6 protein-coding genes and 1 pseudogene are annotated in these 6,777 nt (G+C 40.3%); all 7 read right to left on the bottom strand.

Annotated elements, in window-relative coordinates:
* Positions 1-95: 95 nt before the first annotated feature.
* Positions 96-1,838 carry an ABC transporter ATP-binding protein gene (locus HT671_RS00390; protein ID WP_050975794.1) on the bottom strand — a complete coding sequence of 581 codons (1,743 nt, stop codon included), beginning with the start codon at positions 1,836-1,838 and terminating at the stop codon, positions 96-98.
* Positions 1,828-3,573, bottom strand: coding sequence for an ABC transporter transmembrane domain-containing protein (locus tag HT671_RS00385; RefSeq protein WP_000022577.1), 1,746 nt, complete (start codon positions 3,571-3,573; stop codon positions 1,828-1,830). Before HT671_RS00385 ends, HT671_RS00390 begins: the two co-directional genes overlap by 11 nt.
* A gap of 54 nt (positions 3,574-3,627) precedes the next feature.
* Positions 3,628-4,259: pseudogene (locus HT671_RS00380) on the bottom strand (DUF421 domain-containing protein).
* Entirely contained in the window at positions 4,256-4,711 is a 456-nt protein-coding gene (locus HT671_RS00375) for a DUF3290 family protein (protein WP_000675346.1), read from the bottom strand. The pseudogene HT671_RS00380 and the gene HT671_RS00375 overlap by 4 nt, the downstream one beginning before the upstream one ends.
* A 126-nt stretch (positions 4,712-4,837) precedes the next feature.
* A complete protein-coding gene (locus tag HT671_RS00370; RefSeq protein WP_023932593.1) occupies positions 4,838-5,479 on the bottom strand; it encodes an SdpI family protein in 642 nt (213 codons plus the stop codon).
* Positions 5,480-5,746, bottom strand: a complete 267-nt coding sequence (locus HT671_RS00365; protein ID WP_023932591.1) for an autorepressor SdpR family transcription factor — start codon at positions 5,744-5,746, stop codon at positions 5,480-5,482.
* Entirely contained in the window at positions 5,730-6,563 is an 834-nt protein-coding gene (locus HT671_RS00360; protein WP_188093780.1) for a type II CAAX endopeptidase family protein, read from the bottom strand. Before HT671_RS00360 ends, HT671_RS00365 begins: the two co-directional genes overlap by 17 nt.
* Between the last annotated feature and the right edge of the window lie 214 nt (positions 6,564-6,777).

The raw sequence follows: 6,777 nt of genomic DNA, 5'->3' as shown, positions 1-6,777 counted from the left end.
TAAAGTCGGGATTATACCACAAAATGGAAAAGGCGGTGAAAGAAATCTGTAATTTGAAGGATTTCCTTCTTATGCTCAATGAAAATCAAAGAGTATTAGGACATGGCCCCTGCCTGCAAACTATACATCTTGTGATAGGTTCCTCCCAGAGCCAAGAGTTCCTCATGAGTTCCACTCTCGATAATACGCCCCTTGTCCAAGACATAGATGCAGTTGGCGTCTTGGATAGTAGAAAGACGGTGAGCGATGGCAATGGTTGTCCGTCCCTGTCTCATCTTCGCCAGAGAAGCTTGAACCAAGCTTTCTGTTTCAGAGTCAATATTGGCGGTCGCTTCATCCAAAATCAGGATTTTAGGCTGGCTGGCAACTGTTCTGGCAAAGGCAAGAAGCTGTCGCTGACCAGTTGAAAAACTCGATCCACGCTCAGACACAGGGGAGTCGTACCCCTTAGGAAGTTCTTGAATAAAGGAATCTGCATCCACAAAGGCTGCCGCAGCCTGAACCTGATCATCACTGATTTCTTGGTACATGGCGATATTGGACTTAATAGTTCCATGATAGAGAAAGGGTTCCTGCAAGACCAAACCGATGTTTTTTCTCAGCTCTTCTTGACTGAAATCCCTGATATCCACATCATCCAAGAGAACTCTCCCTGACTGGAATTCATAAAATCGCATGAGGACATTGATAATCGAAGATTTCCCCGAACCTGTATGACCTACAAAGGCAATGGTTTCACCCTTGTTGACCGAAAAAGAAATATCATCCAGAATAGGATGTTTGCCATCATATGAGAAACACACATGTTCAAAACGAATATTGCCTTCTTCAACCTCAACCTGACTATTTTCTTGAAGAGGCTCATAGGTTGCCTCGTCAATCAAGGCAAAGACACGGCCTGCAGACACCATAGACGTTTGCAGGGTTGAAAAGTTTTGCGTTACTTCAATCAGAGGATCAAAGAGACGATTGATGTACTGGATAAAAGCATACATAGTCCCGACCGTTATCCCGATAGAAAGACCACGGTAGCCAAAATAGGCCATTAAGACAGTATAACCTAGGAGTTTCAACAAACTCATAGCAGGGCGCAACAAGAGGGCATCAAAGGCTACAGAGCGGTTGGCATAGACCAAGTGTTCTTGGTTAATCTCATCAAATTCTGCCTGCTGGCGCTTTTCTTGATTAAAGACCTGGATAATCCTAATTCCTTCGATATTTTCTGCCAGCTTACTATTGATATCTGACAAGAGACTTCTGGTTTTCTCGATAATCTTGACTGATTTTTTACGATAGAGATTGACCAAAAGGAAAATCAAAGGGAGAAAGAGCAGGACTAATGCTGTCAAACGAAAATCCAACACCAACATGGTATAAAGGGTTGTCAAAAAGATAAAAATTGCTGAGATAAAACTGGATAAAATCCCCGAAAACATATCACTGATTGTCTCGGTATCATTAGTCAAACGAGAGACGATAGAGCCTGCTGGCGTCTTGTCAAAATAAGACATGCCTAGCTTCTCCATATTGGCAAAGGCATCGCGACGAATATCCCTCACAATACTGTAAGACACCCGTACAAAGAGAAGATTTCCGACATACTGAACCAGAGTTTGCAGGATATAGAGACCATAGTAGGCCAGCAACACTGTCACAGCGAGTTGATTGAGATTGCTGAGATACTGGTCGATAAAGTGGGAAGCCACAAGGGGAATGACACTTTTAATGACCGTAGTCGCTAGGAGAAAGCTGAGTGCCAAAAAGGTCAGAAGACCATAAGGCTTGAGATAAGATATCAAGCGCTTCAATACAGCCCATTGTTCTTGTTTATTCTGCATCTTCTTCTCCCTTCATTTCCAGCTGCTGAGACTGGTAGGTTTGGGCATACCAGCCATCCAAAGCTAGCAAGTCTTCGTGCCTGCCTCGTTCGATGATTTGACCATTTTGCAGGACTAAAATCAAATCTGCATGGACAACTGCACTGAGGCGATGAGCCGTAATAATGGTTGTCTTGTCCTTTCGCGTCTCCTTAAGGTTGTCGATAATCGCATACTCTGTCTTGGCATCCACGGCCGACAAAGAATCATCCAAAATCAAGATATCAGGGTCTAAAATCATAGCCCGACTCATAGCCAGACGCTGCTTTTGCCCACCAGAAAGACTGACTCCCTTTTCACCAATCAACGTATCAAATCCCTGTGACATGGCTACAATGTCTTGGTAAACTTGAGCTAGCTTAGTCGCTTCCTCGACCGCTGAAATGGGCAAGTTAGGATTGCCAAAGCGAATATTGTCTAAAATCGAAGTCGCAAAGAGGAACTGGTCCTGAGGGACGTAGCCCATAAGACTACGAAGGTCTGTCAAACGATAATCGCGAATATCGTGACCATTTAGATAAATAGCTCCCTTATCCACATCGTACTCACGCAAGAGGAGTTTAATCAAGGATGTTTTCCCAGAGCCTGTCTGCCCAACCAAGCCCAGAGTTTGCCCTTTTTCCAAACTAAAGTGAATATCCATTAGCGTTTCCTCGTTTTCAAAAGCAAAGTTATCAATAGCATACTCCAAGCGCCCGTTTTCAATACCATCCAGAGGAAACTCGGAGTCTTTTACAGATGATTCCTGAGACAAAAGATTCTCAATCCGCTGGTAAGAAACCTTTCCTCGCTGAGTGATATTAAAGAGGAAACCAATAGCCATGAGAGGCCAGACCATCATATCCAAATAACTAATAAAAGTGACCAAATTTCCAACTGTAATCTGCCCCTCCCGAACCATCAAAGAGCCGACTAAGAGTGTTAAAACATAGGATAATCCAACAAACAAGAAAACCATTGGGTCAAAGAGTCTATCGTATTTCATGGTTTGGAGATTCTTTTGGAAGGTTAATTCATTGACTGCCTGAAAGGACTCCAGCTCATCTGCCTGATAACCAAAAGACTTGGTCACTTTGATACCTGATACAGACTCCTGAACCTTGTTATTGAGTTCAGAAAAGGCATCCTGTGACTCTCCAAAGACCTTATGAGTCTTTCTTCCCAAACGACTGGTCGCATATGCCATAAAAGGCAGGGGTAAAATTGCAACTAGAGTCATCTGCCAGGAAATGCTAAAGAGCATGGTCAGCAAAGTCACTAAAGCTGTAATAGAGGCATCCACCGCAGATATAACACCACCACCTGCAAGACTCGTCAAAGAATTGATATCATTGGTTGCGTGTGCCATCAAGTCCCCCGTCCGATAGGTTTGATAAAAGGCTGGAGACATCTTTGTAAAATGCTCAAACAAGCGAGACCTCATAATCTGCCCCAGACGGTAGGATGTCCCAAGAATATACATACGCCAAACATAGCGCAGATAGTACATACCAAAGGCCGCAAGAAGCAAGTAAAATAGGTAAATAAGTAGTTCATTCTGAATTAATTGCCCCGATGTGATAGCATCAATGATCCGCCCCATGACCATTGGGGGAATGAGGTTAAGGACAGAAACCAAGACCAAGGCCACAATTCCGACTAGATAACGGCGTTTTTCTAGCTTAAAAAACCACCAGAGTTTTTGAATAATGGACATAAAATTCCTTTCTAGTTCCAAATGGAAACCTGAGACTCCGACCCCAGGTTTTTCTTATTCATAGGTTACAACTGTAACGTCACCTTTGTCATACTCAGCGATAAAGATATTGGCTACATTGTCATGCCCTTGTTTGCCGAGATTATCAATCAACCACTCTTCGCTACAGCCAAGCGATTCCAAGACTTCTACTTGGATAACACCATCAGTCACAATTAGATACTTAGGATTTTCATCTCCCATTTGGACCACGATGAGTTGGTCATTTTGCTCCTGCACAGCTCGTTCAACTTGCTTCATCTGGAAAATCCCTTGGCTACGAAGTTTGAGGGTTACATCCACCCCAAACAAATCAACCGAACGACAGGCTTCTAGGTCAATCTTCTCATGTTTGATGAGGAGAGTTGGCTTACCATCAATCAAACATTTCACAAAACGAATATTATGAAGCCACTTGAGGGTCAAAACCAAAATAGTCCACATCAGTAAAATCACCTCGTACTGCAAAATGCTGATAGAACTATTGTAAATCACACCACCAATGATAGCACAGAGAACATAATTCTGAATTTAATCTGTCGCAGAGTTAGGTGCTAAGTTCCCCTTTCCTGTCACATTGATAACAAAACAAGTGAGAAGAGCCCCAAGGCCAGTTCGATTACAATTTCCATACAGTTGAGTGTCACTTGTTTACCTTCACCAATTCAATAACGTCTGTTTGATGCAATTCTAATTTCTTTAAAAGATACTTGTCTAATTCGCTCCCGTTCATAGCACGATAGACATTTGAACCTACCTTGACAAGCGCTCCATCAGTGGTAACTGAAGTATTTACGTAAACTTCTGATTTATCCACTCCCAAGTCTTTGGAAACGACCTCTATAAAATGAAGTGAAGTTTGAAATTGGTTGTTAGAGGCTTGATTGGTCTGGTATTTTGAAATTGTCACCAAAAGCATGGCTACTAAAGTCAAGGCTAAAATCATGACCAATTCCCGAAACTTAGTCCCCTTTTTATCTCGATAAGCTTTAAAAGCAAAAAAACCTGTGATAGCTAGGAGAATAATCCCAAAGCCAATCATGATTCCATTTTGCTGACTGATTTGGCTAAGAACATATTCATATGAGTAAAATTTCATTTATTTTCACTCCTTTTCATAAAATCATTCTTCATTATAAACGAAAGAGAGTGATTTTTCAAACCATACGTTGGGGAAATAGACCTATCAGACCAACTTCTCAAACTAATGACTCCAGTAGCTATTTCAAGATTCTGATTTTGATAATTGATAAGAATAGACACTAGGAATTATCACTGCAAAGAAAAGTGTCAAGAAAAACACCCAGTAAACATATAGTTGCACAAAGGAATTTAGAAACAATAACAATCCTCCTAACACCCAAATTTTTCCAGCTAATCGATGTGTTTTTCTCCAGTTTTTATCACTCTCCAAGGTCCACGGAAGTCGAATACCGATTATATAATTTCGGTGTGTTTTTGGTAGATAATTTCCAATTACGATCATCAAGACTCCCATAAAAATCTGAGCTAGAAGCCCACTCATCATGGAATACCCCAAAGATTCTCCGTAGATAGAAATCATTGATAGACAAGATACAAAAGGAATAATCCAGTAAATCAAAACTTGTATTTTTGAACTGATATTGCTAGATTTAGGATCCTTAATCATTAAAAATAGAAGCAACCAATGCATCAAAAGCATGAGAGCAGGCAATCCAAAGATAGCAAATACTTTATGATTGTAGCCATCTGCTTGACCCAGTAGATTAAAATGGGTGGGCATCTTCTCTGGCAATTGATACCAGAAAACACAACCTACAAGGGAAGATAGTAGGATGAGAATACTCGTAAATAATAGCAATTTCTTATTGATTTTTATCTTCATCTAAAGATCTCCTTTCAAATCTGCTAACCACACCATCATATCCTCTAAAACCGATGTATTTAACTCATAATAAATAAAGTTTTTTTCTTTCATTTCATGAATCAAATCCGCTGCTTTCAAAATCGTGAGATGGTGTGAAATAGTTGCATTAGTCAACTCGAATTGACTGGCAATTTCTCCTGCAGATAATCTACCTGCTTTTAGTAAATTTAAAATCTCTCTCCTAACTGGATGAGATAAGGCTTTAAAGCTATTTGCAAAACTCATAATGCCTCCTTTCCCTTTGTAATATTAGTAGGGCTAGGAATAAGCAAGGTAGAACTGATAGCATTCCAGTCGGTGATGGGCCTAAAATCAAGAGGCTTGAAACTTTTTCTCCTGGTAATTGAAAGAGTAACCCAATACCTGCAGTTGCATTGATTGCCCCATGAAATAGGACTGAAGCCCAGATAGAGCCTGTCTTTTCCAACAACCAGCTTAACAATATTCCTAGGCTAAAACAAAATAGAAACATGGCGACAACTCCTAAAACGGGATAAGAAAAATAAGATAGTCCATAATTATAGCCTTGCAAATTGATTGGTAGATGCCAAAGACTCCAAATGAGACCAAGCAAGACATGAGTCTGGACTCTTGAAAAGCGTCCTCTTAGCACTGGGTAAAGATAGCCACGCCAACCAATTTCCTCCCCTAATGCAAAGAAACTATTAAGAAAAGGAGCGTAAGTCAAACTAGCTAGGATTTGAATCAAAGCCAAGAAAGATAAGGGAATGGCTGATTGAGAGACACCTTTTTCTTGTAAAATAGCTTGAATAGATTCAAAACCAAGGCTGAAATTGCTAGGAAATACAAGAAAATAAAGTCCCGCTCCTAAAAAACTGATAACTGCTGGTAACCAGATAGCTAGTAAGTAAAAGCGCCAGTTGCTCTTGAGATTTACAACTAATTTAGATTTGATTCCACTAGGTTGATTCGTGATTTTCCCTAAGAGAAAGACTGCAAGCGCAGGCATCCACATGGCTACAATACTAGCAAGTTGACTCCATGGAGAATTTAGACCAACACCACCTATCCATAGTGCCAACCATATTATCCAAGCAAGGGCATAACCAAGACCACAAAAAGAAGGATTGTTCTCTTATTTGACATATATGTAACTTCACTTTCTATTTAGATATTTTTCTAAATAACATTATACACCTTTCCATTCTAAACACAAGAGCTATTTAGATTTTTTTCTAAATAGTTTAGGGAATTTTTATTTTCTCAGGATAAAGTCTAAAGAGTGATTTTTCAAA

Source organism: Streptococcus sp. 2741, from assembly GCF_013276315.1.
In the GTDB taxonomy this organism is placed as follows: Bacteria; Bacillota; Bacilli; order Lactobacillales; family Streptococcaceae; genus Streptococcus; species Streptococcus pseudopneumoniae.
Note: the sequence above shows the minus strand (reverse complement) of the source record. Positions and strands in the feature narration are given on the sequence as shown.